The 25,083-nt window shown below is 66.9% G+C and carries 18 protein-coding genes; 9 read left to right on the plus strand and 9 right to left on the minus strand.

The window, feature by feature from the left end; genetic code table 11:
• Nucleotides 1-3: 3 nt before the first annotated feature.
• From mtnA to GHK24_RS02315, 3 genes are all read left to right on the plus strand, one after another.
• The gene (gene mtnA / locus GHK24_RS02305; RefSeq protein WP_153468310.1) at nucleotides 4-1,101 is read left to right on the plus strand and encodes an S-methyl-5-thioribose-1-phosphate isomerase; all 1,098 of its coding nucleotides are present in this window, start codon (nucleotides 4-6) and stop codon (nucleotides 1,099-1,101) included.
• Complete coding sequence (locus GHK24_RS02310) at nucleotides 1,094-1,747, plus strand: class II aldolase/adducin family protein (RefSeq protein WP_340666075.1); 654 nt, start codon at nucleotides 1,094-1,096, stop codon at nucleotides 1,745-1,747. The genes mtnA and GHK24_RS02310 overlap by 8 nt, the downstream gene beginning before the upstream one ends.
• 188 nt (nucleotides 1,748-1,935) lie before the next feature.
• On the plus strand, nucleotides 1,936-3,612 hold the full coding sequence (locus tag GHK24_RS02315; RefSeq protein WP_153468313.1) for an NAD(P)/FAD-dependent oxidoreductase: 1,677 nt from the start codon (nucleotides 1,936-1,938) through the stop codon (nucleotides 3,610-3,612).
• A 445-nt stretch (nucleotides 3,613-4,057) separates the two neighbouring features.
• Here GHK24_RS02315 and GHK24_RS02320 read toward each other — a convergent pair whose 3' ends face one another.
• Genes GHK24_RS02320 through GHK24_RS02330 form a run of 3 tightly spaced genes read right to left on the minus strand, consistent with a single transcriptional unit; the run spans nucleotide 4,058 to nucleotide 7,533 of the window.
• Complete coding sequence (locus tag GHK24_RS02320; RefSeq protein WP_153468316.1) at nucleotides 4,058-4,591, minus strand: LEA type 2 family protein; 534 nt, start codon at nucleotides 4,589-4,591, stop codon at nucleotides 4,058-4,060.
• Nucleotides 4,588-5,505: an NAD(P)-dependent oxidoreductase gene (locus GHK24_RS02325; RefSeq protein WP_153468319.1), complete on the minus strand. Its 918-nt coding sequence runs from the start codon at nucleotides 5,503-5,505 to the stop codon at nucleotides 4,588-4,590. Before GHK24_RS02325 ends, GHK24_RS02320 begins: the two co-directional genes overlap by 4 nt.
• A gap of 27 nt (nucleotides 5,506-5,532) precedes the next feature.
• Nucleotides 5,533-7,533 carry a monovalent cation:proton antiporter family protein gene (locus GHK24_RS02330; RefSeq protein WP_153468322.1) on the minus strand — a complete coding sequence of 667 codons (2,001 nt, stop codon included), beginning with the start codon at nucleotides 7,531-7,533 and terminating at the stop codon, nucleotides 5,533-5,535.
• A gap of 381 nt (nucleotides 7,534-7,914) precedes the next feature.
• Between GHK24_RS02330 and GHK24_RS02335 the strand changes: the two genes are divergently transcribed.
• Complete coding sequence (locus tag GHK24_RS02335; protein WP_340666076.1) at nucleotides 7,915-9,150, plus strand: cation:proton antiporter; 1,236 nt, start codon at nucleotides 7,915-7,917, stop codon at nucleotides 9,148-9,150.
• Nucleotides 9,151-9,320: 170 nt separating this feature from the next.
• Here the strand turns inward: GHK24_RS02335 and GHK24_RS02340 are convergent, their stop codons facing one another.
• The 4 genes from GHK24_RS02340 to GHK24_RS02355 are packed head-to-tail and all read right to left on the minus strand — an operon-like array spanning nucleotide 9,321 to nucleotide 12,962.
• Complete coding sequence (locus GHK24_RS02340) at nucleotides 9,321-9,977, minus strand: LutC/YkgG family protein (RefSeq protein WP_153468325.1); 657 nt, start codon at nucleotides 9,975-9,977, stop codon at nucleotides 9,321-9,323.
• A 3-nt stretch (nucleotides 9,978-9,980) separates the two neighbouring features.
• Complete coding sequence (locus GHK24_RS02345; protein ID WP_153468328.1) at nucleotides 9,981-10,688, minus strand: aldehyde dehydrogenase family protein; 708 nt, start codon at nucleotides 10,686-10,688, stop codon at nucleotides 9,981-9,983.
• Nucleotides 10,689-10,707: 19 nt separating this feature from the next.
• Nucleotides 10,708-12,171 carry a lactate utilization protein B gene (locus tag GHK24_RS02350; RefSeq protein ID WP_153468331.1) on the minus strand — a complete coding sequence of 488 codons (1,464 nt, stop codon included), beginning with the start codon at nucleotides 12,169-12,171 and terminating at the stop codon, nucleotides 10,708-10,710.
• Complete coding sequence (locus GHK24_RS02355) at nucleotides 12,171-12,962, minus strand: (Fe-S)-binding protein (protein ID WP_153468334.1); 792 nt, start codon at nucleotides 12,960-12,962, stop codon at nucleotides 12,171-12,173. The genes GHK24_RS02350 and GHK24_RS02355 overlap by 1 nt, the downstream gene beginning before the upstream one ends.
• Before the next feature lie 135 nt (nucleotides 12,963-13,097).
• Here GHK24_RS02355 and GHK24_RS02360 point away from each other — a divergent pair, with 135 nt between their 5' ends.
• Nucleotides 13,098-13,886 (plus strand): IclR family transcriptional regulator, encoded by a 789-nt coding sequence (locus GHK24_RS02360; protein ID WP_153468336.1) that lies wholly within the window; start codon nucleotides 13,098-13,100, stop codon nucleotides 13,884-13,886.
• 224 nt (nucleotides 13,887-14,110) lie between these two features.
• Here the strand turns inward: GHK24_RS02360 and pbpG are convergent, their stop codons facing one another.
• The gene (gene pbpG, locus GHK24_RS02365) at nucleotides 14,111-15,145 is read right to left on the minus strand and encodes a D-alanyl-D-alanine endopeptidase (protein ID WP_153468339.1); all 1,035 of its coding nucleotides are present in this window, start codon (nucleotides 15,143-15,145) and stop codon (nucleotides 14,111-14,113) included.
• 425 nt (nucleotides 15,146-15,570) lie between these two features.
• Between pbpG and GHK24_RS02370 the strand changes: the two genes are divergently transcribed.
• The 3 genes from GHK24_RS02370 (at nucleotide 15,571) to GHK24_RS02380 (ending at nucleotide 21,358) form a co-directional block, all read left to right on the plus strand.
• Nucleotides 15,571-19,161: a CheR family methyltransferase gene (locus GHK24_RS02370; protein ID WP_153468342.1), complete on the plus strand. Its 3,591-nt coding sequence runs from the start codon at nucleotides 15,571-15,573 to the stop codon at nucleotides 19,159-19,161.
• Entirely contained in the window at nucleotides 19,158-19,802 is a 645-nt protein-coding gene (locus GHK24_RS02375) for a response regulator (protein WP_153468345.1), read from the plus strand. The genes GHK24_RS02370 and GHK24_RS02375 overlap by 4 nt, the downstream gene beginning before the upstream one ends.
• Nucleotides 19,803-20,017: 215 nt before the next feature.
• On the plus strand, nucleotides 20,018-21,358 hold the full coding sequence (locus GHK24_RS02380; protein ID WP_194286353.1) for a diguanylate cyclase domain-containing protein: 1,341 nt from the start codon (nucleotides 20,018-20,020) through the stop codon (nucleotides 21,356-21,358).
• Here the strand turns inward: GHK24_RS02380 and rtcA are convergent.
• Nucleotides 21,338-22,534 carry an RNA 3'-terminal phosphate cyclase gene (rtcA, locus tag GHK24_RS02385; RefSeq protein ID WP_153468351.1) on the minus strand — a complete coding sequence of 399 codons (1,197 nt, stop codon included), beginning with the start codon at nucleotides 22,532-22,534 and terminating at the stop codon, nucleotides 21,338-21,340. The genes GHK24_RS02380 and rtcA overlap by 21 nt on opposite strands.
• A 566-nt stretch (nucleotides 22,535-23,100) precedes the next feature.
• Between rtcA and GHK24_RS02390 the strand changes: the two genes are divergently transcribed.
• Nucleotides 23,101-24,954 (plus strand): phosphoenolpyruvate carboxykinase (GTP), encoded by a 1,854-nt coding sequence (locus GHK24_RS02390; protein ID WP_153468354.1) that lies wholly within the window; start codon nucleotides 23,101-23,103, stop codon nucleotides 24,952-24,954.
• The last annotated feature ends 129 nt before the right edge of the window (nucleotides 24,955-25,083 follow it).

Here is a 25,083-nt window from a genome sequence, read left to right on the forward strand (position 1 = left end):
CCCATGAACGTACACGGCACCCCCACCCGCACCATTCGCCCCGCGCCCGTCTCCGAAACCTCTGCGCGGGCCATCGATATCATCGACCAGACCGCACTGCCGCACGACTTCCGCTGGCTGCGCCTCACCTCGCTCGCCGACGCGGCGCACGCTATTCGCAGCATGCAGGTGCGCGGCGCACCGCTGATCGGCGTCACCGCCGCCTATGGCGTCGCGCTGGCGCTCAGCGAACGCGCCGACGAGGCAACGCTCCGCGCCGCCGTCGCCACGCTGGGTGCGACGCGGCCGACGGCAGTGAACCTGCACTGGGCGCTGGCGCGCATCGAAGCGCATCTGCTGGCGCTGCCGGTCGAGCAGCGCGCCGACGCCGCCTGGGCCGAAGCCGCCGCCATCGCCGAAGAAGACGTCGCGCAATGCCGCGCCATCGGTGCCCATGGGCTGGCGCTCTTGCGCCCGCTCGCCGGCCGGCGCGAACGCCTGCAACTAATGACGCACTGCAACGCCGGCTGGCTGGCGACGGTCGATCACGGCACGGCGCTGGCGCCGATTTACGCCGCCTTCGACGCCGGCATTCCGGTGCATGTGTGGGTCTCGGAAACACGGCCGCGCAACCAGGGCCTGCTCACCGCGTGGGAACTGGCGCAACACGGCGTGCCGCATACCGTCATCGCCGACAACGCCGCCGGCCTCTTGCTCGCGCGCGGCGAAGTCGACGCGGTGATCGTCGGCGCCGACCGCATCGCCGCCAACGGCGACGTCGCCAATAAAGTCGGTACCTACCTCAAGGCGCTCGCCGCCAGCGCCGCCGACGTACCCTTCTTCGTCGCCGCGCCGCGCTCGACGATCGATTTTGCCTGCGCCAGCGGTGCCGACATTCCGATCGAGGAACGCGAAGGCGACGAGGTCCGCGTCGTGCATGGCCGCAACGACGCCGGTCAGCCCGCCGCCGTGCGCCAGCTGCCGGCGAGCGAAGCCGTCGCCAATCCGGCCTTCGACGTCACCCGAGCCAATCTGGTGACGGCGATCATCGCCGAGCGCGGCAGCACACCGGCGAGCACCGACGGCCTGCTCTCGCTTTACCCGGAAGAGCGCCGTGGCTGAGTTGCGCCGGCAGCTGATCGAGAGCGCGCAAGCGCTCACCGCCGCCGGGCTGAACAAGGGCACCGCCGGCAACCTCAGCGTGCGCTGCGTCGAGGATGGCGTGGACGGCTACCTGATCACGCCGACCGGCATGGACTACGCGACGCTCGTGCCCGAGGACATCGTTTTCCTCGCACTCGACGACGCCGATGCGGCGCGCCCGCGTGGGCGGCGCAAGCCTTCGTCGGAATGGCGCTTCCACCGCGATGTGTACGCGGCGCGGCCGCAAGCCGGCGCCATCGTGCACACGCATTCGCCTTTCGCCGTCAGCCTCGCCTGCCTGCGCCGCGACATCCCGCCTTTCCACTACATGATCGCGCGCTTCGGCGGTGATACGGTGCGCTGCTCGTCCTACGCCACCTTCGGTACGCAGGCGCTGTCGGACGCTGCGCTCGTCGCGCTCGCCGACCGCTCGGCCTGCCTGCTCGCCAACCACGGCATGCTGCTCTTCGGCGCCGACCTCGAACGCGCGGTGGCGCTTGCCGTCGAACTCGAAGCGCTGTGCGAGCAGTACTGGCGCGCCAGCCAGCTCGGCCAGCCGGTGCTGCTCGACGCCGACGAAATGGCCGTGGTGCTGCAAAAATTCGCCGGCTACGGGCAACAGTAGCGCGCCGACGGCGGCGGATCGTTTTTGCACAGGCGATTATCGATGCGTGTCGACACTTTCCGCTCCGCCGCCGCGCTTGCCTAATCTTTCAACGCCGCCCCAACTCTCGCCGCGTTCGCTCCGCGCTACCAACGCCGCACCACTTCCGACATTGATCCCTCACCGAACCGTTGCCGCCCGAGGCCGCCATGCTGCGCATTACCGAACTCCGTCTGCCGATTGACCATCCGCCGCACGCACTGCCGGCGGCAGCGGCCGCGCGGCTGGGCATCGCCGTTGGCGACATCGCCGCGCACACGGTGTTTCGCCGCAGCGTCGACGCGCGGCGCACCGGCGCGCCGAGCTTCATCTATACCGTCGATGTCACGCTCGCCGACGCCAACGGAGAAGCCGCGCTCCTCGCCGCTCTGGCGGGCGAGCGCACAGTCTCGCTGACACCGGACACCCGCTACCGTTTTGTCGGGCAGGCTCCCGCCAGCGGCCTGCCGGAGGCGACCCGCCCGCTGATCGTCGGCTTTGGCCCCTGCGGCATTTTCGCGGCACTGATCCTCGCGCAGATGGGATTCCGGCCGATCGTCCTGGAGCGCGGCAAGGAAGTCCGCGAACGCACCCGCGACACCTGGGGGCTTTGGCGGCAAAGCACGCTCAATCCCGAATCGAACGTGCAATTCGGCGAAGGCGGCGCCGGCACCTTCTCCGACGGCAAGCTCTACAGCCAGATCCGCGACCCCAAGCACCACGGACGCAAGGTGCTCACCGAGTTCGTCAAGGCCGGCGCGCCTGAAGAAATCCTCTATCTCGCCAAGCCGCACATCGGTACCTTCCGCCTCGTCTCCATGGTCGAGGCGATGCGCCGCGAGATCATCGAACTCGGCGGCGAAATCCGCTTTCAGCAACGCGTCGACAGCCTCCTCTTCGACGAGCCCCCCGCCACAGCCAGTGACCAGCCGGACATGCGGCGCCTGCGTGGCGTCCGTCTGGCAGGCGGCGAGGAAATCCTCAGCCGCCACGTCGTCCTCGCGCTCGGCCACAGCGCCCGCGACACCTTCACGCACTTGCATGAACTCGGCGTGGCGATGGAAGCCAAGCCTTTCTCGGTCGGCTTCCGTATCGAACACCCGCAGTCGCTGATCGACCGCGCGCGCTACGGGCGGCACGCCGGCGACACGCGTCTTGGCGCCGCCGACTACAAGCTGGTGCATCACGCCAGCAATGGCCGCACTGTCTACAGCTTCTGCATGTGTCCGGGCGGCACCGTCGTCGCCGCCACCTCGGAGGAAGGCTGCGTCGTCACCAACGGCATGAGCCAGTATTCGCGCGCCGAGCGCAACGCCAACTCCGGCATCGTCGTCAACGTCTCGCCGGAAGACTTCGGCGGCACACCGGACGATCCGCTGGCGGGCATCGCCTTTCAGCGCCGGCTCGAAGCGCATGCTTTCGTTTTGGGCGGCAGCACCTACGCCGCGCCGGCGCAGCGCGTCGGCGACTTCCTCGCCGGTCGCGCGTCGACGACGCTGGGAGGCGTCGTCCCCTCGTACAAGCCGGGCGTACATCCGACCGATCTGTCCAGCGCCCTGCCCGACTGGGCGATCAGCGCGCTGCGCGAGGCCATTCCCGCCTTCGAACGGCAGATCAAGGGATTTTCCCTACCCGACGCCGTGCTCACCGGTATCGAAACGCGTACCTCATCGCCGCTGCGCCTGCCGCGCGGCGACGACCTGCAAAGCATCAACGTGCGCGGCCTCTACCCGGCCGGAGAAGGCGCCGGCTACGCGGGTGGCATCCTCTCGGCGGCGGTAGATGGCATCCAGGTCGCCGAAGCGCTCGCCCTCGATCTGCTGGCCAGCGGCATCACCCACGACTAAGCGCGGCAACTTGGCCACGGGCGAACGCGGAACGAGGTGAGTTGGAGCGAACGAGACAAGTTGAAGCCTGCCCAAACGAAGCCAGGCGCCGATAGCGAACGTCTATCCGCGCGTTGATGAGTTTTCATTGGTCTGGACGACGGCGCCGGGCGAGCATGGCAGTGTTTTCATCGCCTCGACGAGGAGCGAACCATGTCAGCCCTGCTCTTATCCGCGAACGCTCGCGTGGCCCCGCGCTCCGCGCCGGCCCGTCCACACCAGCGATCACTCCGTAGCCGCCTGCGCCGCCAAGTCGGCCTCGCACTGACGCTGGCCGGCGCACTGGTCGTCGTCGGCGACACCTTGCCCCACCTCCTGGCCTGAGGGACTATCGGCGCGGAGTACGCCGATACCGGCCGCCCGGCGAAAAGCCACGCTGGGGCGGGTTTGGGCAAGTCTGCCAGCGCTACGGCGCGTGCGGAATGTTGCGCAGCAGCTGCTTCTCGACACGATCAACCGGCACCAGACCGCTGCGCTCGAACGGATGGCGGCCCAGCCCGTCGAGCTCGATATCGCCGAGCAAACGGTAGTCGATCATCGTCCGTCCGTCGCGTTGCGCTTCGCGCACGACCCGCAACACGCTGAGCAGGTCGCTGCGCACGTCGATCACCAGCACGGCATCGTCTTCGGGAGGAATCGTCAGCGGCGCAAGCGAGCGGCCGCTGGCAAAGCGCTGGCCGGCGAGTTCGACGTTCAGCACCAATGACTTGAGCGGCAAGGGCTGTGCGTTGGGGTTATCGAGCCGCAGCTTGATCGCGAAATGCTGCTCGAAAAGAGTGCCTTCGCGCCATTCGATGCCGGCCAGCGAGACTTCCGGCGGCTTTTTCGGCACGGAGAGAGCGGCGCAGCCCGCGAGTACCAGCGCAAACGCCAGCATCCCCACCGCGCCAACTGCCCGCCGCCGCGCCAGTCCCGCGCGGATGCCTGCCGTGACGCTCACGAGGCGCTCCCTTCGTCCTTGCCGGCCACGCCGGAAAGTCCCTCCAGCAGCTTGAGGACGGCGATCGAGTCTTCCTCGCCCAGGCCGTTGCCGACGAGCGCGTTGAAAAACTGTGAGGTCGCCGCCGTCAGCGGCGTGAAGACGCCTTGCTGATGCGCGCTTTGCAGCACGATGTTGAGGTCTTTCTGGTTCATCCAGGCTTTGAAACCAGGCGCGAAGTTGCGCTCGAGCATGCGCTGGCCGTGGTTTTCGAGAATGCGCGAACTGGCGAATCCGCCCATCAGCGCCTCGCGCACGCGCCCGGCATCGACGCCGTTGCAGGCGGCAAAATTCAGTGCTTCCGCCACTGCCAGAACGCCGACGCCGGTGAGAATCTGGTTCGCCGCTTTGGTCACCTGCCCGGCACCGGAGGCGCCGATGTGCAGGACGCGACTGCCAACACAGGCCAGTGCCGGTTGCGCAAAGGCGAACGCCGCCGCGTCGCCGCCCACCATGACCGAGAGGCTACCGGCGATGGCGCCGACCTCGCCGCCGGAAACCGGCGCATCGAGAAAGGAAATGCCGCGCGCGGCCAGACGCTCGCCAATACGGCGCGCGGCGGCGGGAGCAATGGTGCTCATGTCGACGGCCACCAAGGGGGGCGCCCCCGGATCGCGTAACGCCAGCGCGTCGACGACGCCACTCTCGCCGAGCATCACCTGCTCGACATCGGGCGCATCCGCCACCATCGAAATGACGAGATCGGCGTTGGCGGCCGCCGCCGCCGCGCTGTCGGCCGTGCGCGCACCGGCTTCGGCCAGCGGCCGCATCGATTCGGCGCGCCGCGCCCAGACCGTGACGGCGTGCCCGCCCCGCAGCAGATTCAAGGCCATCGGCCGACCCATGATGCCCAGACCGATAAAAGCAACTTTCATGTGGACTCTCCTGAAAAACGGACGCGTCTAAACCGGTCCGGCATGCAACAGCTGTTCGGCGCGGCTCAGATTTTCGGTCGCGCCGACAAGAACGAGCACATCGGCGCCGAGGACGCGTGTCGCCGGATCGGGATCATCGCCGCGCACTCCCCCGCGCCGCAAGGCGTCGACGCTGACGCCAAAGCGCCCAAGGTCGAGATCCGCAAGGCTGCGCCCGACCGCATAGGACTGCGCCTCGACGACCACGCTCAGGCGCTCGGGAATCTGCCGCCGCAGCGCATCGCCGTCGGCACTCTGCCGGTCACGCTGGCGGTCGCTTTCGCTGCGGTAGAAGGCGCGCAGCGAGGCGTAACGCTCGGCGCGGGTGGCGCGCACCTGCTGGATGGCGCGCTCGATCGGCACCCCCAGCTGCGACAGCGTGTGCGCTGCCAGCATCAGGCTGCCCTCGACCACCTCCGGCACCACTTCGGTCGCGCCGAGCGATTTCAGCCGGTCGATCTGCGTATCGTCCTGTGTCCGGACAATCACCGGCACTTCCGGGCGAACGCTACGCAGCAGATCGAGTACCGCCTCGGTCGCCGGCTGTTCGGCGTAGGTGATGACCACCGCACGCGCACGCGCAATGCCGGCGGCCATCAGCACCTCCCGCCGGTCAGCGGCGCCGAAAACGACGTTCTCGCCCTCATCCTGCGCCTGCCGGAAACGCTGCGTATCGATATCCAGCGCGATGAACGGAATCTGCTCGCGGGAAAGAAAGCGCGCCACGCTCTGCCCGGTGCGGCCGTAGCCGCAGACAATCACGTGCTCGCGAATATCCATCGCATGCACGGCGATATCGTGAATGGCCTCGGCGCGATGCGCGAATTCGCTGCCCGACAGGCGCTTGCCGACGTGCGCTGCCCGCGCGATGAGAAACGGCGCCAGAAACATCGACAGCAGCATCGCCGCAATGGTGACCTGAAAGGCGTCGGCCGGCAGCAGACGGCTATCGGAAGCCAGTTGCAGAAGCACCAGCCCGAATTCCCCCGCCTGCGCCAGCTGGGCGGCAGTACGCAGACCGACATCGAGCGGATTGCGCAACAGCAGGGTCAGCAGCAGCATCAATCCACCCTTGGCGCCGATGAAGAGCGCCAGCGCCATCAATACCTGCGGCAGATGCGCCAGCACGAAGCCCAGATCGAGCATCATGCCGACCGTCACGAAAAAGAGACCGAGCAGCACATCGCGGAAAGGCCGGATATCCGCCTCGACCTGATGCCGGTACGGCGTCTCGGCGATCAGCATGCCACCCAGAAAGGCGCCAAGCGCCAGCGACAGGCCGGCGGCAGACGTCGCCAGCGAGAGACCGACGACGACCAGCAGCACGTTCAGCATGAACAACTCGGGCGACTTGTGGCCGGCGACGAGATCGAACCAGCGCCGGATCAGCCGCTGCCCGACCAGCACGATGACCGCCAGTACCAGCACCGTCTGCGCCATTGCCAGCGTCAGCGTTTCGGCCAGCGCCTCCGGCCCCTTGCCCAGGGCGGCGAGGACGATCAGCAAAGGTGCCACCGCCAGATCCTGAAACAGCAAGACCGCCATGGTCTGCTGCCCCGGCCGCGAATGCAGTTCAAGGCGCTCGGACAGCAGCTTGGCGACGATGGCGGTCGACGACATGGCGCACGCCGCGCCGATGGCGAAACCGACGCGCCATTCCTGACCGTAAAAGAAGATCGTCACCGCCATGGTGCCGGCCAGCGTCACCAGCAACTGCGCGGCGCCGAGGCCAAAGACCATGTGGCGCATGGCCTTGAGCCGCGACAGGCTGAATTCCAGCCCGATCGAGAACATCAGGAAGACGATGCCGAACTCGGCGACGCTGGAGACCTGCTCGTTTTCGGCGAAATACGCGGCTCCGTGCGGCCCCAAGGCGATGCCGACCGACAGGTAAGCGAGCATCGAGGGCAGACGCAACACGCGCGCCAGCGCCAGCGCAGCGACGGCGGAGGCCAGAAGAACCAGCAGTGATTGCAGCGCGGCGGGCATGTTCTGCGGCCAACTGGCGGGAGGAAAGGGAGGGATCGTAGCACACGCCCCCCATTCGGCGCCGCCGCGATATGCGAACGATTGCTATCCAGAGATCACCGGCGCAGGCGCGCCGGAGCAACGCCGGAGGCCAATTCAGAGGCAGCTCACCGGCGATTTGCCAGCCATGCCCCCGCCATTAACGGGCCGGCCACCGGCAGGTTATCGCCCATTCGCAGGCTATAATCGCCGCCCACCCGCCGCTGCACGACCGCCGGACAACAAGGTCCGGCACGTGTCCGATCGCTCATCGCCGCAGGGCCAGCCGGGAGCGCCGCCACCCGCTGCGGTGCTTGCCGGTGCCTTGCCTGCCCTCGCCCAGCCCTCGAACAGGAGATCCCCGTGGAGTCGTCGCACGCCATCGAAGCTGCCAAACACGTTCTGCAGATATTCGGCACCGTTCTCGCCATCGGCATGCTCTCCGGGCTGCTGGCGAAAAAGATCAAGGTGCCCGACGTGGCGATCTTCCTCATCGTCGGCATCCTCATTGGCCCGGAGCTGGCCGGCCTGGTCGACGTCAAGGCCGATTCGGCGATCAACCAGCTGATCCTGATCTTCGGCTCCTGCTACATCCTCTTCGACGGCGGCGCCTCGCTCAAGCTGAAAGTACTGAAAGAGGTGTGGATCACCATCCTGATCATTTCCACCCTCGGCGTGCTGATCACGGCCGCTGTCACCGGCGTCACCGCCTATTACGTCCTCGGCGTGCCGATGATCGTCGCCGCGCTGCTCGGCGCCACCATCGCGTCGACCGACCCGGCGACGCTGGTGCCGATCTTCAAGCAGCTGACGATCAAGGACCGCGTCGCGCAAACCGTGATGAGCGAGTCGGCGTTCAACGACGCCATGGGCGCCATCGTCACCTTCACCGTACTCGGCATCGCCATGGGCGCCGGGGAATTCTCGCTTGCCGCGGCAGCTGGCGATCTGCTCACACAGGCTGGGCTGGGCATCCTCGTCGGCGGTGTTGCCGGCTACGCGGCGGCGTTCGTCATCGCGCACGAGAAATACGACTTCCTCGTCGAATACGCGCCCCTCGTCACCTTGATGGCCGTCGTCGGCGCCTACATGAGCGCCGACCAGTTGCATGCCAGCGGTTTCATGGCGGTCTTCGTCTTCGGCATCATCCTGGGGAACAAGGACATGTTCGGCTTCGCAATGGAGCACGACGAAGAAAAGCGGCTGGAGGAATACGTCCTCACCACGGCGCTGATCATGCGCATGTTCATCTTCATCCTGCTCGGCACGCAGGTCGATTTCGCGCTGATGAACCGCTATCTGGTCGGCGGCGGGATCGTTGTCGCTGTCTTCATGCTCGTCGCGCGCCCGCTCACCGTCTTCGTCTGCGCCGGTGTCGACCGGCGTGCGCGCTGGAGCGTCAAGGAACTGCTCTTCATGTCGTGGACGCGCGAAACCGGCGTCATCCCGGCGGCGCTGGCCGGATTGCTACTCGGCATGAAAGCGCCGGGCGCCGAAATGATCGCCTCGGTGACTTTCATCGCCGTGCTCATGACCATCCTCATCCAGGCACCGACGACCGCCTGGCTCGCCAGAAAGCTCGACCTGCTGGTCGATTAGCGAGGGCGGGAGTGAGAAGCGCCGCGAGAACTCCGGTCTGCGAGCCGGCGGGGCGCTCATCCGAAATTGCTCCGGAGTTGTTCCGGTGCTGAGCGGGTGACGGCTGGACGCTGACCGGATGCCGAGCCGACGGGGCGTCGAAGACAACTCCCCCGCCAACCGCCCGACGATTACTCGTTGTCGAGAATCAGGAGATGCACGCGGTACGGGCCGTGTGCGCCGAGAACGATGGTCTGCTCGATGTCGCCGGTACGCGACGGGCCGGAAACAAAATTGACGGCGCGCGGCAGGCTGCCACGTTCGCTGCGCAGGAGGGCAAACGCCGCTTCCATGTCGGAGACAATGCGCGAAGCCGGCACGACGGCAATGTGCGTCTCGGGCAGCAGGCTGGTCGTCGCCGCCGTCTGCGGGCCGGACAGCAGCATCAGCGTACCCGTCTCGGCGATGGCGCAGAAAGTGCCGGTAATGCCCAGCAAATCGTCGCCACCAGCAGGACGCCCCGCCAGCACGAGGCCAGCCGACTGCCAGTCGAGATCGGCAAGCTCCGGCCAGCAGACGCCTGTGCCAGGCAAACTGTTGGCCGCGAGGTAACGGGCAACGGCCGCCGGCACGTCAGCACGCGTCGCGAGCCGGTCGACGGTCGACGACATCGATAGCGAACGCTCGGCAAAGCGCGCGGCCAGATCGCCGCGCGGTTGCGGTCGCGGACCGGCCTGCGGCGTTGCGATCATCTGCGCCACCGCCTGCCGGCGGGCGGTCAGCGTCGCCGGATCGCGCGCCAGCGCACCGCGCACACGCGCCAGAATCTCATCTCGTGCCTCGCTCATGGCTCAGGCCGCCAATGTCTTGCCGTGCGGCGCCAGAAGCGCACCGACGCGCGTCGCGAAATCGCCCTGCCCGACCGCGACCAGCGCTTGGACGCCCTCTGCCGTGGCGAGACCGACGACGGCCGCGTCGTCGCCGTGCACGAGGTTCAGGACGCCGCCCGCGAGGCCAGCCTCGCCCAGCACTTCTGCCAGCGCGTAAAGCGCCGATGGCGCCCGCGGACTCGGCTTGATCACCACCGTCGCGCCGGTCCGCAAGGCCGCCAGTGCGCGCTGCAAGGGCGCTGCCAAAGGCGAATGACGGTCGGCCACGAGGGCCAGCACGCCGGCGCCCGCCGCGAATTCGGCAGAAGCGTCAGCCGCCGCGGCCAGTGCCGCCACGCTGGCGGCCACTTCGGCACTCGCCGCTTCCGGCGAGAAGCCGTTTTCCTCGCTGATCAGCCCGGCGAAATGGTCGGCATAGGTCGTCAGGCCATCGGCGGCAGCGGCGAAAACGCGCGCACGTCCGGCTGCGCCGAGCGCACGCCAACCTGCCTGCGCCCGCTGTGCGGCGCTGACCGCCACCTGCGCTTCATCGGCGCCGGTGAGGGGAGTGCGGCGCAGCACCTCGCCCGTGACCGCGTGGCAAACGTCGCAAAACTGCGTCGTCATCGTGAGGTATGCGTGGCCGTCGATCCACAAGGGAATGACGAGAGTGTCTTGACTACCCGACATGGGATTCCTTTACGGTGTTTTATTGAGTATTGCGGCGGCGCGCGGCGTAGCGGTCGCGGAAGGTACCGCCCTGCGGTGCCGGCAGATCGCGGCCAAGCGTCCACGCTGGCGCGAGACCCAAGACGCGAATGCGGTCTTCGCCGCCTGCCAGCCAGCCGAGATAACGCGACAGCAGGCGGGCGGCGCGCGCGTAAAACGCCGGGCGCATCGCCAGCCAGGCCCACGCCTTGCCGCCCAGTCGCTCGGACCACGGACGCAAACCGCGAGTTGTCTGCCGTTCGCGTAGCGTCCGCAGCAACTGCGACAGGGGAATGCGCACCGGGCAAACCGAGCCGCACTGGTTGCACAGCGTCGACGCCTGCGGCAGGTCGAGCGCGCGCTCAAGCCCGGTGAACATGGGCGTCAGCACCGAACCCATCGGCCCCGGATAGACCCAGCCATAGGCGTGACCGCCGACGGTCTGATAGACCGGGCAATGGTTCATGCAGGCGCCGCACCGGATGCAGCGCAGCATGTCGCGAAAATCGTCGTCGAGGAGGGTACTGCGGCCGTTGTCGACGAGGATGAAATACAGATGCTCGGGGCCGTCCGGGTCGCCTTCGCCCTTGACGCCGGTAAGCAGCGAGACGTAATTGGAAATCGACTGCCCCGTCGCCGAGCGCGTCAGCACGCGCAGCAGCGTCGCCACATCGTCGAGCGTCGGCACGACTTTCTCGATGCCGGTGATGACCACGTGCACCTTCGGCAGGGTCGTCACCATGCGGCCGTTGCCTTCGTTGGTGACGAGTGCGACACCGCCGCTTTCGGCGATCAGGAAATTGCCGCCGGAAATGCCCATGTCCGCCGACAGGAAATGCTCGCGCAGCGCCTCGCGCGCCTCACGCGTCAGCGCCGGAATGTCCGTCTGCCGCGGCTTCTTGTGCGTGCGCGAAAAGAGATCGGCGACTTCGTCGAGGTTCTTGTGAATCACCGGCGCGATGATGTGCGACGGCGCTTCGTTGCCGGCGATCTGCAGGATGTATTCGCCAAGATCGGTCTCGACCGGCTGCACGCCGCCGGCTTCCAGGGCAGCGTTGAGATCCGCTTCTTCCGAGAGCATCGACTTCGATTTGATCGCCTTCTGTAAACCGTGGCGACGCGCGATCTCCAGCGTGTGCGCGCAGACTTCGGCGCCATTGCGCGCCCACAGCACGGTCGCACCGCCCGCCGTCGCCTTGGCCTCGAAGGTTTCCAGCCAGACGTCGAGATCGTCGATGACCTTGCTACGGATCGCCTGCGCCGCGTCGCGAACCGCCTCGAAATCGATGGCATCGGCCTGCCCGGCCGCCGCCGCGCACGCCTTGGCGTCGGCGTCGAAGGCACGCACCGCCGCCGCCCGCATGTCGACGAACTTGCCTTTCGCGGTTTTCAGGTTGGCCTGCAGTTTGACGTCGGCCAGCCGCTCACCCACGCGTGCCGCGAAATGCATCGATTGCTGGCGCATCAGAGAGCTCCTCCGCCGGCGACGCCCTTGGCGCCGCCTGTCGCTGCGTCGGCGCCGTGCTCGACGCCATCGACGCCGGCCAGCACTTCGGCCACGTGCAGGACGCGCGTCTGTTCGTCGCCTTCCCGCCGCAAGCGGCCTTCGATGTTGAGCAGACAGCCCAGATCGCCGCCGACGATGGCGTCGGCCTGCGTCGCACGCACGTTGCCGCACTTGCGCGCGGCAATGGCCGCCGACAGATCGCCGAACTTGAGCGAAAAGGCACCACCGAAACCGCAGCACTCATTGGCCGCCGTCATCTCGCGCAATTCGAGGCCGGGCACTTTCGACAGCAAGTGCCGCGGCTGTTCGCGAATTCCCAACCCGCGCAGGCCGCTGCACGAGTCGTGGTAAGTGACACTGCCGGCAAAGCGGCCGGCGACGGTGTCCACCTTGAGTACGGTACACAAGAAATCGGTGAGTTCGAATACACGCGCGGAGAGCGCCTTCGCCCGCGCCGCCCAGTCGTCTTCGTCCGCCAGCAGCAGCGGATACGCGTTGCGGATGTGGTCGGCGCACGAACCCGAGGGCGCGACGACGTAATCGAAGCCCTCGAACTCGGCGATCACCTTCTTTGCCAGTTGCTGCGCCACAGCACGGTCGCCGGAGCTGTAGGCGGGCTGTCCACAGCACGTCTGCCCGTCGGGAACCGTGACGGAACAACCAGCGTCTTCGAGCAACTGCAAGGTGGCAAAACCGACGCTCGGACGCATCAGGTCGACAAGACAGGTAACGAACAGGGCAACGCGCATGATGGTAAGCTAGTGCGCCGCACAAACGGCGGCGAATGAAGGCAGAGCGGGCTCCGCGGAGGCGCTATGGTAGTCTGCCGACCGTGAAAACGAAAGCCGCACACGGTGCAAGCCGGCGCACGACCAGGGTGGGAAATGACTGAGCAGGCCACAGAGAAATCGTCAATTCAGGTGATCGAACGGACCTCGGCCCTGTTCGCCGCGCTGGCTGAATTGCCGTCGCCCGCCAGTCTCAAGGCACTCGCCGCACACGCTGGTCTGCACCCGTCGACGGCGCACCGCATTCTCGCCTCGCTGGCCAGCGCACGTCTCGTCGAGCGGCACGAGGGCGGCACCTACGCGCTGGGCATTCGCCTGCTGGAACTGGGCGCGGTCGTCAAAGCGCGCCTGTCGATCCGCGACGTAGCCCGCCCGCTGATGGAACGCCTGCACGAAAGCATCGGCGAAGCCGTCAATCTCGGAGTGCGCGACGGCGACGAAATCATCTATATCGAACGCACCTCCGGTGGTCGCGCGCTGCTGCGTGTGGTCTACCTCGTCGGCGGCCGCGCACCGCTGCATCTGACCTCGCTCGGCAAGCTCTTTCTGGCCGCCGACAGTGCCGACGCGGTACTCGCCTACGCCCGCCGCAGCGGTCTGCCGGGAAAGACACCGCACTCGCTGACTACGCAAGCGGCGCTGGAACGCGAACTCGACTGGATTCGCCGGCACGATCTGGCCTTCGATAACGAAGAGGCGGAAATCGGTCTGCGCTGCGTCGCCGCACCGATCCGTGACGACGAGGGGCACGTCATTGCCGGCCTCTCGGTCTCGGCGCCGAGCGAACGCCACGACGCCCGCTGGGCGGCGCAGGTGAAGTCCTGCGCGCAGGCGATCTCGCAGGCGCTCGGCTATCGCCCGCCCGCCCCGACGCGCCTCGCCTGAATCTGCGCCGCGCCTTTACTGGAACGCGTCCAGAGCGCAAACACGCGGCTGAGCACGGAGCAAGCGCGCGTGAAACCGGTGCATCGCAGATAGCACGTCAGCGTGGTTAGCGATGGACGCCGCACACGACGCACTCCGACACACCCGTCACAAAAAAAAGGCGCCCGTTCGACGGGCGCCCGCGACACCGACTGCCTATACGATCAGGCGCGCAGATCAGGCGCTCAGGCGCGCGTCGTTGCCTTGCGCTGCGCGGACGAGCCTTCCATCCAGCGCTTGATGCGGTTGGCGTCACCGATGCGCGTCAGTTTGCCAGCGGAGTCGAGCAGAACGATCACCACCGGCTTTTCGGCAACGCGTGCCTGCATGACGAGGCACTTGCCGGCTTCCTGGATATACCCCGTCTTCGACAGCATGATGTCCCAGCTATTGCTGGCGACGAGACGGTTGGTGTTGTTGAACTCCATGCTGCGCCCACGAATTTCCGCCGTGGCATTCGCCGTCGTCGAAAACTCGCGAATCTGCGGATAGTGCGCCGCTGCCGACACCATGCGCGACAGATCGCGGGCGGTGGAGACGTTCTCGCTGGTCAGCCCCGTCGGATCGGAGAAGTGGGTGTACTTCATCCCCAAGGACGCCGCCTTGCGGTTCATCGCCGCAACGAAGGCGCTCATGCCGCCGGGGTAGTGGCGGGCCAGCGCGTGTGCGGCGCGGTTTTCCGAGGACATCAGGGCGAGCAGCAAAGCCGTTTCGCGGGTCAGCGTCGTTCCCGGCGCCAGACGCGAGCGGCTGCCGCGCAGCGTGTCGATATCGTCTTCGGTGATGGTGATGGTTTCCTGCATGTCCGGCGCGCTGTCGAGCACGACCATGGCCGTCATCAGCTTGGTGATCGACGCAATCGGCGCGACGACATCGGCGTTTTTCTCGAAAATGACGCCGCCGCCCTGATCGACCACCAGCGCCGACACCGACTGCACGGAAACCGTCGAATCGCGCGTCGCGAGGCGGCTCGCCGAACCACTGTCGGCGGGGCTGGCGATGACCGGACGCACATTGCTCGCATGCTTGGCGTGCACCTTCGCGGAGGTGGCGACTTTTGCCTGCTCCCTGGCGGGCGCCTTGGCCTTGGCGTGCGGCTTGCTGACGGAGGGCTTGGCCTTCTTGTGCGCCGAGGTATTCGTCGCGTCCTGCGCCGCGCCGGCAACGCCTACGTTGAGGCCGAGTGCCAGCACCGCCGCGGTCAGTAGTTTGACTCGCATGTAAATCTCCCAGCATGTAAAACGTGGCGCCGATTCTACCCCCCTTTCCGCGAAATTAAAAAAAGACAATAACAATCAGTCTGTTGAGAAATCAATCTCAGGAGGCATCTGAACAACTCGGGCGCCACGCCAGACAGCCCACCGCCCCACCCCGCCCGGCCGTGCAGACGGCGCGCGGCAGACAGACCCGGCGCGCGCGAGTACATGCGAGCACGGGAGTGCGCGACGTATTGCGTGCCTGCCCAGACGAGCCATCGCCCCACGGAATTACCCGATTTCAAGTAACGCCGCCGCCCGCACGATGCGCTAGGATTCCTGCATGACGTAACAGAGTATTAATGCCATCGTCGAGGGGGAGCCGCCCGGAAATTCATCAGCCGGGCAGCGCCGCTGCGGCGCCTGACCACTGAGCACAAGGAGTACGCGTGCAGGAGATAGCGAAAGGAGCGGGCAGCGATGCCGCCGCTGTTGCCGACGCTGTGAGCGACAGTGATCCGGGCCATGACATCGCCGCGCCAGAACGCCCGCGGCAGGCGGCGCACACGCCGTCGGCGAACGAACAGGGCGGGCAGGCAGATTCCGGCCTCAGCGATGCCCTGCCGACAGGCACGGCATTCGCGGCCCCGGTCAAGCCATCCACGCACTCCGCCCACGCGACAAACGCCTGTGCCCCGGCGTCGGCCTTCGCCTTCGTCTCCGCCGAAACCCTGCCGGCGATTGTCGTCGCCGACGCGCGCGCGAACGACGCATCGGCAAACGAGCAAAGTGGCGGCTCGCCGCTCATCACGGAGCGAACGGGCGACTTCGCCAACGACTATTGCATCGCCGGGATCGGCGCCTCGGCGGGCGGGCTGGAGGCCTTGTGCGCCTTTTTCGACTGCATGCCGGCGGACAGCGGCATCGCTTTCGTCGTCGTCCAGCATCTGGCGCCCGAGCAAAAAAACGCCGGCGCCGACATTCTGGCGCGCCACACGCCCATGCCGGTGCGCGTCGCGGTCAACGGCATGCGGCCGCGCCCGAACGAGGTCATCACGACGCCGCCGCACACGACCATCCAGCTCGTCGACGGTGCGCTGCGCTTGCAGGCGCAGGGGCGCCAAGGATCGAGCGACCTGCAGATCGACCGCTTTCTCGCCTCGCTCGGACAGGACCGCGGCGACCGGGCGATCGCCATCATTCTCTCCGGCGGCGGTGCCGACGGCGCCATCGGTCTGAAGCGGATCGAAGCGAGTGGCGGCATCGTCATCGTGCAATCGCCCGAAACGGCAACCTACCCGACCATGCCGCGCAGCGCCATCGCCACCGGACTGGCCAGCGAAGTGCTGTCGATCCCCGAAATGCCGGGCGTCCTCCTCGACTACGCCCGCCATCCCTACACTGACGGCCCTCACTCGCTGCCGCCGATCGCCAAGATCGCCGGCGCCGTCGAGGACATCCTGACGCGCCTGCGCAATCAGCGCGGCTACAGCTTCGCGGGCTACAAGCACGGCACACTCATCCGCCGCATCCAGCGCCGCATGGGGCTGCGCGGCATCCTGCGCTGGAACGAATACGCCAGCCTCCTGAAGCGCGACACGCGCGAAACCGACGCGCTCTACCAGGACCTGCTGATCGGCGTCACCGAATTCCTGCGCGATGCCGACGCCTGGGCAGAACTGCGCGAAAAAGTGCTGATGCCGCTCGCCACCCTGAGCGCCACGCACGAACCGCTGCGCATCTGGGTCGCCGGCTGCTCGACCGGCGAAGAGGCGTACTCGATTGCCATCCTCACCCGCGAAGTCCTGCGCGAGCAGGGCAGCACGCGCGGCGTGCAGGTCTTCGCCACCGACGTCAACGCTGCCGCCCTGCAAACCGCGCGGCGCGGCACCTACCCGAGCGGCATCGCGGCGCTGCTGCCAGCAGGCTGGGCCGAACGCTACTTTCATCCGAGCGACGACGGTCAGCACCTGCGCATCGTCCGCGAGTTGCGCGAATCGGTCGTTTTCGGCGCCCACAACGTACTCGCCGACCAGCCGTTCTGCCGCCTCGACCTCATCTGCTGCCGCGATCTGCTGATCTATCTCGACAGCGAAACGCAGCAACGGGTGCTATCGCAGTTTCACTTCGCGCTGCGTCCGGGCGGCACGCTGTTTCTCGGCAACGCCGAATCGGTCGGCCAGCAGGAAGACATCTTCCTGCCGATCTCGCGGCGCTGGCGCATCTTTCAGCACGCCGAGAGCATTCCGCAGCGCAGCGGCGACGGCGTCTTCGAAACCTTGCCGGAACCACGCACCTCGTCCTCCCGGCGCAGTATCGAAGCGCTCGCCGAGCAACTCATCCTCGACCACTTCTCGCCCGCCGCCGTCCTCGTCAACGACAAGTTCGAGGCACTCTATTTCAGCGGGGCGACCCTTGAGTTTCTCAACCGCCCGCGCGGCACGCCGACGCGCGATGTGCTGACGCTGGCGCGCGACGGCCTGCGCCCACCGCTGCGTAACGCGCTGCGCCGGGCCATCGCCGAATGCAAGAGCGTCCGTGTCAGCGCCCGCCTGAAGCAGGCGACGGGCTTTCAGCCGGTGCGCATCACCGTCAGCCCGGCGGGCAGCAACACCGGCGGTGAAGCGCTGCTGCTGGTGGTCTTCGAACACCGCGCGCAACTCGCCGAAGCGCAGCAGGAACACAGCGAAAGCGCGCAGATCCGTCAGCTTGAAGAAGAGCTGAAAAGCGTTCACGAAGAACTCGACCTGACGGTCGAACGCCTCGAAAGCGCCAACGAAGACCTCAAGGTCGCCAACGAAGAAGTCCTCTCGATCAACGAAGAATTGCAGTCGATCAACGAGGAACTCGAAAGCGGCAAAGAGGAAATACGCGCCATCAACGAGGAAGTGAAAGTCGAGAACCAGCAACTGCACGCCAGTATCGAGAGTCTGAACGCCCGCCGGCGCGAGACCGAACTGCTCTTCATCAATGCCCGCCTGGCCACGCTGCGCCTCGACCAGAATCTGCGCATCCGCTGCTTCTCGCCGGCCGTGCGCGATCTGTGCAAGCTGCTCGCCGGTGACTACGGGCGACCGGTGACCGACATCTCACCCGACTGCATCGGCCACGGCGTCGCCGAAGATGCCGCTGCCGCGCTCGCCGGCCAGAGCCCGCGCGCGCGCGAACTGCGCCTCTCCGACGAACGCTGGTGGCTGCGCCAGATCTACCCCTCGCGCACCAGCGACGGCCAGATCGACGGCGTCATCGTCACCTACGCCGACATCAACGACAGCAAGGAAAACGCCGAGGCCGCCGCCGTCGCGCAGCGGCGCATGGCGGAAACGCTGGAGGAACGCGTCGCCAGCCGCACCGGCCAGTTGCGGGCACTGGCCGCCGAGCTGTCGCTCGCCGAAGAGCGCGAACGCCGCGCGCTGGCGCAGGATCTGCACGACGATCTCGGGCAAGTGCTCTCCATCGTCAAGATCAAGCTCAGCTCGCTCGATCACAGCGAACGACGCGGCAAGATGCGCACTCCGCTCAAGGAGATCGAATCGCTGATCGACCAGGCCAACCGCTCGGTGCGCTCGCTGATGATGCAACTGAGCCCGCCCATCCTGCAGACGCTCGGCCTGAGCGCCTCACTCGAATGGCTGGCCGAAGAGATGGAGCGCGTCTTTGGCGTTGCCGTGCGCATCGACGACGACGGCGCCGACAAGCCACTGGAAGAGCCCGCCCGCACCAGTCTCTTCCGTGCCGTGCGCGAACTGCTCATCAACGTCGCCAAACACTCGGGCACACAGGTCGCCGAACTCAACTGCCTGCGCGACGGCGCCAACATCACGGTTTCCGTCACCGACAACGGCAACGGCTTCAACTACCCGGAATCGGTCGACGATCTCATGCAGCACGCCAGCTTCGGCCTCCTGAGCGTACGCGAACGCGTCGAATTTCTCGGCGGACAAATGCACGTCGACAGCGCCCCTGGTGACGGCACGACGGTCACCCTCACCATTCCCGTGGGCGACAGCAGCACACACTTTCCGGAGGAAACCCCATGACCACCCGCGTCCTGCTCGTCGACGACCACAAGATCCTGCGTGAAGCACTCGGCAGCGTCCTCGAACGCGAAAACGACCTCGCCCTCATCGGCGAAGCCAGCGAAGGCGACGAAGCGCTGCGCCTGTCGCGCGAGTTGAAGCCGGACGTCGTGGTCATGGACATCGGCCTGCCGCTCGTTTCCGGGATCGAAGTCACGCGCCGCCTGCTGCGCGATCACCCCGACATCCGCGTGCTCGCCCTGTCGACCTTCTCCGACCGCCGCATCGTCCTGCAAATGCTCGACGCCGGCGCCAGCGGCTACATCGTCAAGTCGGCCGGGCGCGACGAACTGCTGCGCGGCATCCGCTCGCTGGCGCAAGGCCGCACGTACATCTGCCCGGAAGTCGCCGCCATCGTCGTCGACAGCGTACGCGGCCGCAAGCCGACGCAACGCATCAACGGCGAACGCCTTGGCCGGCGCGAACGCGAAGTCCTGCAACTGCTCGCCGACGGTCGCACCTCGCCGGAAATCGCCGGCACGCTGCACATCGCCACCAGCACCGTCGAAGTCCACCGCCGCAACATCATGCGCAAACTCGACCTGCACAGCGTCGCCGAGCTGACCAAATACGCCATCCGCAACGGCCTGACGACCGCCTGAAGCGCCTCCGCCACGCCAGCGCCCCAAGCCCAACGACGCCCGCCATGTCATGCGCCGAACGCCAAAGACGCTGCGAACTACGGCATATCCGACAGCCCGTATCAACACTTGCCGGTATATTCCATGAACATTTCCTCTCGCTATAGTCGGCGCCAATGCAGTCCGTACCATCGAGGGCGCGCCAGCCGTGCGCGCCCAGCCGCGAGGAGAGACGCATGCCGATAGACGAACCTCGTACTTCAGAAGACGGCGCCGCCCTGCACGACGATCTGGAGAGCTTCCGCCAGCGCATGGCCGCCGCCAGTGAATCGCTGATGATCACCGACCGCGATGGCGTCATTCGCCATGTCAACCGCGCCTTCGAGCGGCTCACCGGTTACACCGGCAGCGAAGCGCTCGGCCAGCCCGCCCACCTGATCAGCTCGGGGCTGCACCCGGAGAGTTTCTATGCCGAGCTATGGAACACCGTTCTCGCCGGGCGCGAATTCCGCGCGCTATTCACCAATCGGCGCAAGGACGGCGAGATATTCCACGAAGAAAAGACGATTCGCCCTTTCGTCGATAGCGACGGCGAGCCAGCCTTTCTGGTCGGCGTCGGTCGCCCGGTAAATGACTTTGTGCATGACGCGCTGGCGCGTCTGGAACGACTCGCCAATATCGACGGGCTGACCGGGCTGCCCGGACGCACACTCTTCCTCGACCGTCTGGCGCAGCATTGCGCGCGCGCCGTGCGGCACGGCAAGGCCTTTGCCGTCGCCTTTCTCGACCTCGATAACTTCAAGTCGATCAACGACCGCTTCGGCCACGCGGCGGGCGATCTGGCGCTGTGCGCCACGGCACGGCGCCTGCAGGAGGGCGTACGCAAGGAAGACACCGTGGCGCGACTGGGCGGCGACGAATTCGGCATCATCCTCTGCGACATCCACGAACGCGACGCCATCGCCCAGATTCTCGACAAGATCATCTCCCGTCTGGCGACGGGCATCCTCATCGACACCACGGCGGTGCCGATTCACAGTAGCGTCGGCGTCAGCATTTTCGCGGCGGACGAAGTCGCCGACAGCCGCGGCGACGAACTCTTGCGCCGCGCCGATCACGCCATGTACGCCGCCAAGGCCGCCGGCGGCGGGCTGCGCTTTGCCCACCCGCGCAACACCGTCGCGCCGCTCGCCACGCCCCTCTCCACGCCGCTCCCCGGCGCACCCTGCGCGACGGTGATGGCTATCGCCGTGCCGCTTGCCCCGGCAAACGACCCCGTCTTGTCCGATTCCGCACCAGCGCCGGCAACGGCCTTGGCGACGGACACATCGACAACGCCTCCCCTGCGGGGGGATGACACGCACGAAGCGATGGCTCAGCCCTCTTCGTCGCAGCGCTGGTGCCCTCCCCCGCCGGCAGGGCCCGTGCCCCCCGCCAACAACGCAGAAGACGCAGACACAGCACGCACCGCACACTCCCCACTCACTACAAAAACCGCACCCCCGGCATACGCCGCCCCCCCACCGGACACGCGGAGCGAACACGAAGCCCATGCGTCATCCGGCAGCGGGGAGTAATGCCGAAACGTCGTCAGAAGACGAAAGCGCAGCGGACGCCGCAATTGTCTCCGGGGCCACGATCGCCGCGCCCGCCTCGGCCGCGGAGCGGCGCGCAGCGTGAGTCGCCGGCGCTGTCTTGCCCCGATTGCCGGTGAGCGGCGGCGGGCGTTCGCGCCGGGCGCCCTGCACATGCACCTGCCCGGCCTCGCCGACGCGTCCGCGCACAACGACGTCAACCGCAAGAAATTCGCGCAACAGCGCCACCTCATCGCACAAGGTCGGCGTAATGCGGCAGGTCGAAAAGCTCGAACGCCCCTGCGCGAACGCCAGTGGCAGCACCAGCTGGCTCGCCTGCCAGGGGTCCAGCGCCCCGTCGACCGCAACGTGCGTCAGCAACTGCTCGGCCGCCTCGTCGGCGACGGCATCGCCGTTGCGCCCGAGCGTGCCGGAGGCCCAGTAGCACTGCTGGCTGTGTTCGAACTCGGCGAAAAGCACGACAAAGGCGCCGGGACAAACCGCCGGCACGAGGCACGGCTCGATGCTCAACGGCACGCCGAGCGGCTCCAGTCGGCGCAACGCCCGCGCCCGCTGACGTTCGGCGACCGAGCGATCCAGCCCGGCCACCACCGCGTAACCACGCACGCCGAGCAAGGCACCGCGCGTGCGCACTTTCAGCGCCGCCAGACGCGTGACAGGACGGATGCCGGCGACGATCATGCCGCCGCCCCGCGGACTGAAGCCCGCGCGCAGCAACTGCGCGCTCACCCGCAGTCCGGCGTCTTCCAGCAAGGGCAACAAGGCCTCGGCGAAATACTGGTAACACGGACTATGCGGCGCATGCGTCGCGCCCGCCAGCCGGAGGCGCGAGGACGAACCGGCGAAACTCAGGGGCAGAAGAAGCGACAGCAGCAAGGACACCGCTGAGCCCTGCGCCGGCACCGAGAACGAGTAATCCCCCGCCACGCAGCGACGCGGCGCGAAGCTCAGCGTCTGCGATCCGGCCATCGCCCCGGTGACCTCGGCCTGGCCGATACGCGCCGCCGCCTCGATGCCTCCCAGATCCCCGAGGCGCAAGCCCGGCGTCTGCCGCCGTGCGCGAATGTGGCGCAAGCGCACCGGACGCCCCGTCAGCAAGGCGAGGCTCAGCGCGCTACGCACCGTTTGCCCGCTCTCGACGGCCTCAATGTCGATCATCGGGCGGTCGTGCGGCAGGCGTGGCGGAGCGCAAGGCAACACGCCCCAACGGCGAGGCGGCGAACTCAGGCGGCGGCTGGCACCGGATGGTGCGCAGAAAGAGCGGCGAATTTGTCATGGTCGCTCCACAAAAACGGGCGGCGACCCCGATGGCGAAGCCCGACGGCCCACTCTAGCCAGCGCAAGGCCCACCGCCAATACAGCCTTCGCAGAGTTTCCGACTACGGCAAACCGGGTAATGGCGACACCCTGCCGCGCCCGGCGACGCGATCAGGCGTTCGCGAAACCATTCGGGCAACTCGGCACATCGGCGATTTGTGGGATAATCGCCGCCTCTTTCACCCCCAAAAACGGGGCCAGCAGCTTCGCCGACTACGCCCCGCCACTCAGGTCTTGCCTCATTTTCCCGCATCCGCCGGGCCGAATTTTTCCGCTTTTGCCCGCCGCGACCGACGCTTTTCTCCGACCGGAGCCCGCCGGAACCCTCCGACGCCCCCCGGCCGCACCGCACTGTGCGCCGCCCGCGACGAGTCCTGTTTTCCGTCCTGTCATTGAGAGTGCATGTCATGAATCCAAGCGTTTCACTTAACGTTCCTGAATACGTCAAACACCGCCGACTGATCCAGTGGGTCGCCGACATCGCCGCGCTGACGCAACCGGCACGCGTTGTCTGGGCCGACGGTTCGCAAGAGGAGTACGACCGCCTCTGTGGCGAGATGGTCGACGCCGGCATGTTCATCCGCCTGAACGCGGAAAAGCGTCCGAACTCCTACCTCGCCTGGTCGGACCCCTCCGACGTCGCGCGCGTCGAAGACCGTACCTTCATCTGCTCCGACACCAAGGAAGAAGCCGGCCCGACCAACAACTGGGAAGACCCGGAAACGATGCGCGGCACGCTGAACGGCCTGTTCCAGGGCTCGATGCACGGCCGCACGATGTACGTCATCCCCTTCTCGATGGGGCCGCTCGGCTCGCCGATCGCGCACGTCGGCGTCGAAATCAGCGACAGCCCCTACGTCGTCGTCAACATGCGCACGATGACGCGCATGGGCCGTGCCGTGTTTGACGTGCTCGGCGCCGATGGCGAATTCGTTCCCTGCGTGCACTCGGTCGGCGCCCCGCTGTCACCCGGCGAAAAAGACTCGCGCTGGCCGTGCAACCCGGAAACCAAGTACATCGTGCACTTCCCGAAGACGCGCGAAATCTGGTCCTACGGCTCCGGCTACGGCGGCAACGCGCTGCTCGGCAAGAAGTGCTTCGCGCTGCGCATCGCCTCGACGATGGCGCGCGAAGAAGGCTGGCTGGCCGAACACATGCTGATCCTCGGCGTCGAATCGCCGGCCGGTGAAAAGACCTACGTCGCCGCCGCCTTCCCGTCCGCCTGCGGCAAGACCAACTTCGCCATGCTCATTCCGCCGAAGACCTTCGACGGCTGGAAGATCACCACCATCGGCGACGACATCGCCTGGATCAAGCCGCAGACCGACGCCGACGGCGTCACGCGCTTCTACGCGATCAATCCGGAAGCCGGCTTCTTCGGCGTAGCGCCCGGCACCTCCGAGAAGACCAACTTCAACGCCATGGCGACCTTGAAGGAAAACATCATCTTCACCAACGTCGCGCTGACCGACGACGGCGATGTGTGGTGGGAAGGCATGACCAAGGAAGCCCCGGCGCACCTGATCGACTGGCAAGGCAAGGACTGGACGCCGGCCATCGGCAAGGAAACCGGCCGCAAGGCAGCGCACGCCAACTCGCGCTTCACCGCGCCGGCGTCGCAATGCCCGTCGATCGACGCCAACTGGGAAAACCCGCAGGGCGTGCCGATCTCGGCCTTCCTCTTCGGCGGCCGTCGCGCCACCACGGCACCGCTGGTGCAACAAGCCTTCAACTGGGACTTCGGCGTTTACCTCGCCGCCACCCTCGGTTCGGAAACGACCGCCGCCGCCTTCGGCGCGCAAGGTGTCGTCCGCCGCGATCCGTTCGCCATGCTGCCCTTCTGCGGCTACAACATGGGCGACTACTTCGCGCACTGGATCAAGATGGGCCGCAAGATCGATGAAGCGCCCGGCATCTTCTGCGTGAACTGGTTCCGCACCAACGAGAAGGGCGAATTCCTGTGGCCCGGCTTCGGTGACAACATGCGCGTCCTGAAGTGGGTCGTCGACCGCGTGCGTGGTCGCGTCGGTGCCAAACAGGGCGAACTCGGTCTCCTGCCGCACTACAGCGACATCGACTGGAGCGGCCTCGACATCAGCGAAGAACAGTTCGCTGCATTGACGAAGATCGACCCGGCCGAATGGACGACCGAACTCGCCGGCCACGCCGAATGGTTCGACAAGATCGGGGCGAAGACGCCGCAACAGCTGCGCCTGATCCGCGACTATTTCGCACTGGCTTTCCCGAAGAAGGCGAGCTAAGCCCCTCCTTGCTCCGGCCGGCGCCTGCGCGTTGGCCGGAGCTGCGGCACGCGGTACTTAAGCACCACTCGTAAGCGCTACCAGTACGCGCTGCTGCGCCAAGCTGCTCGTACTCGCTGTTCGTACCAC

Source organism: Rhodocyclus gracilis, assembly GCF_009617575.1.
Classification (GTDB): domain Bacteria; phylum Pseudomonadota; class Gammaproteobacteria; order Burkholderiales; family Rhodocyclaceae; genus Rhodocyclus; species Rhodocyclus gracilis.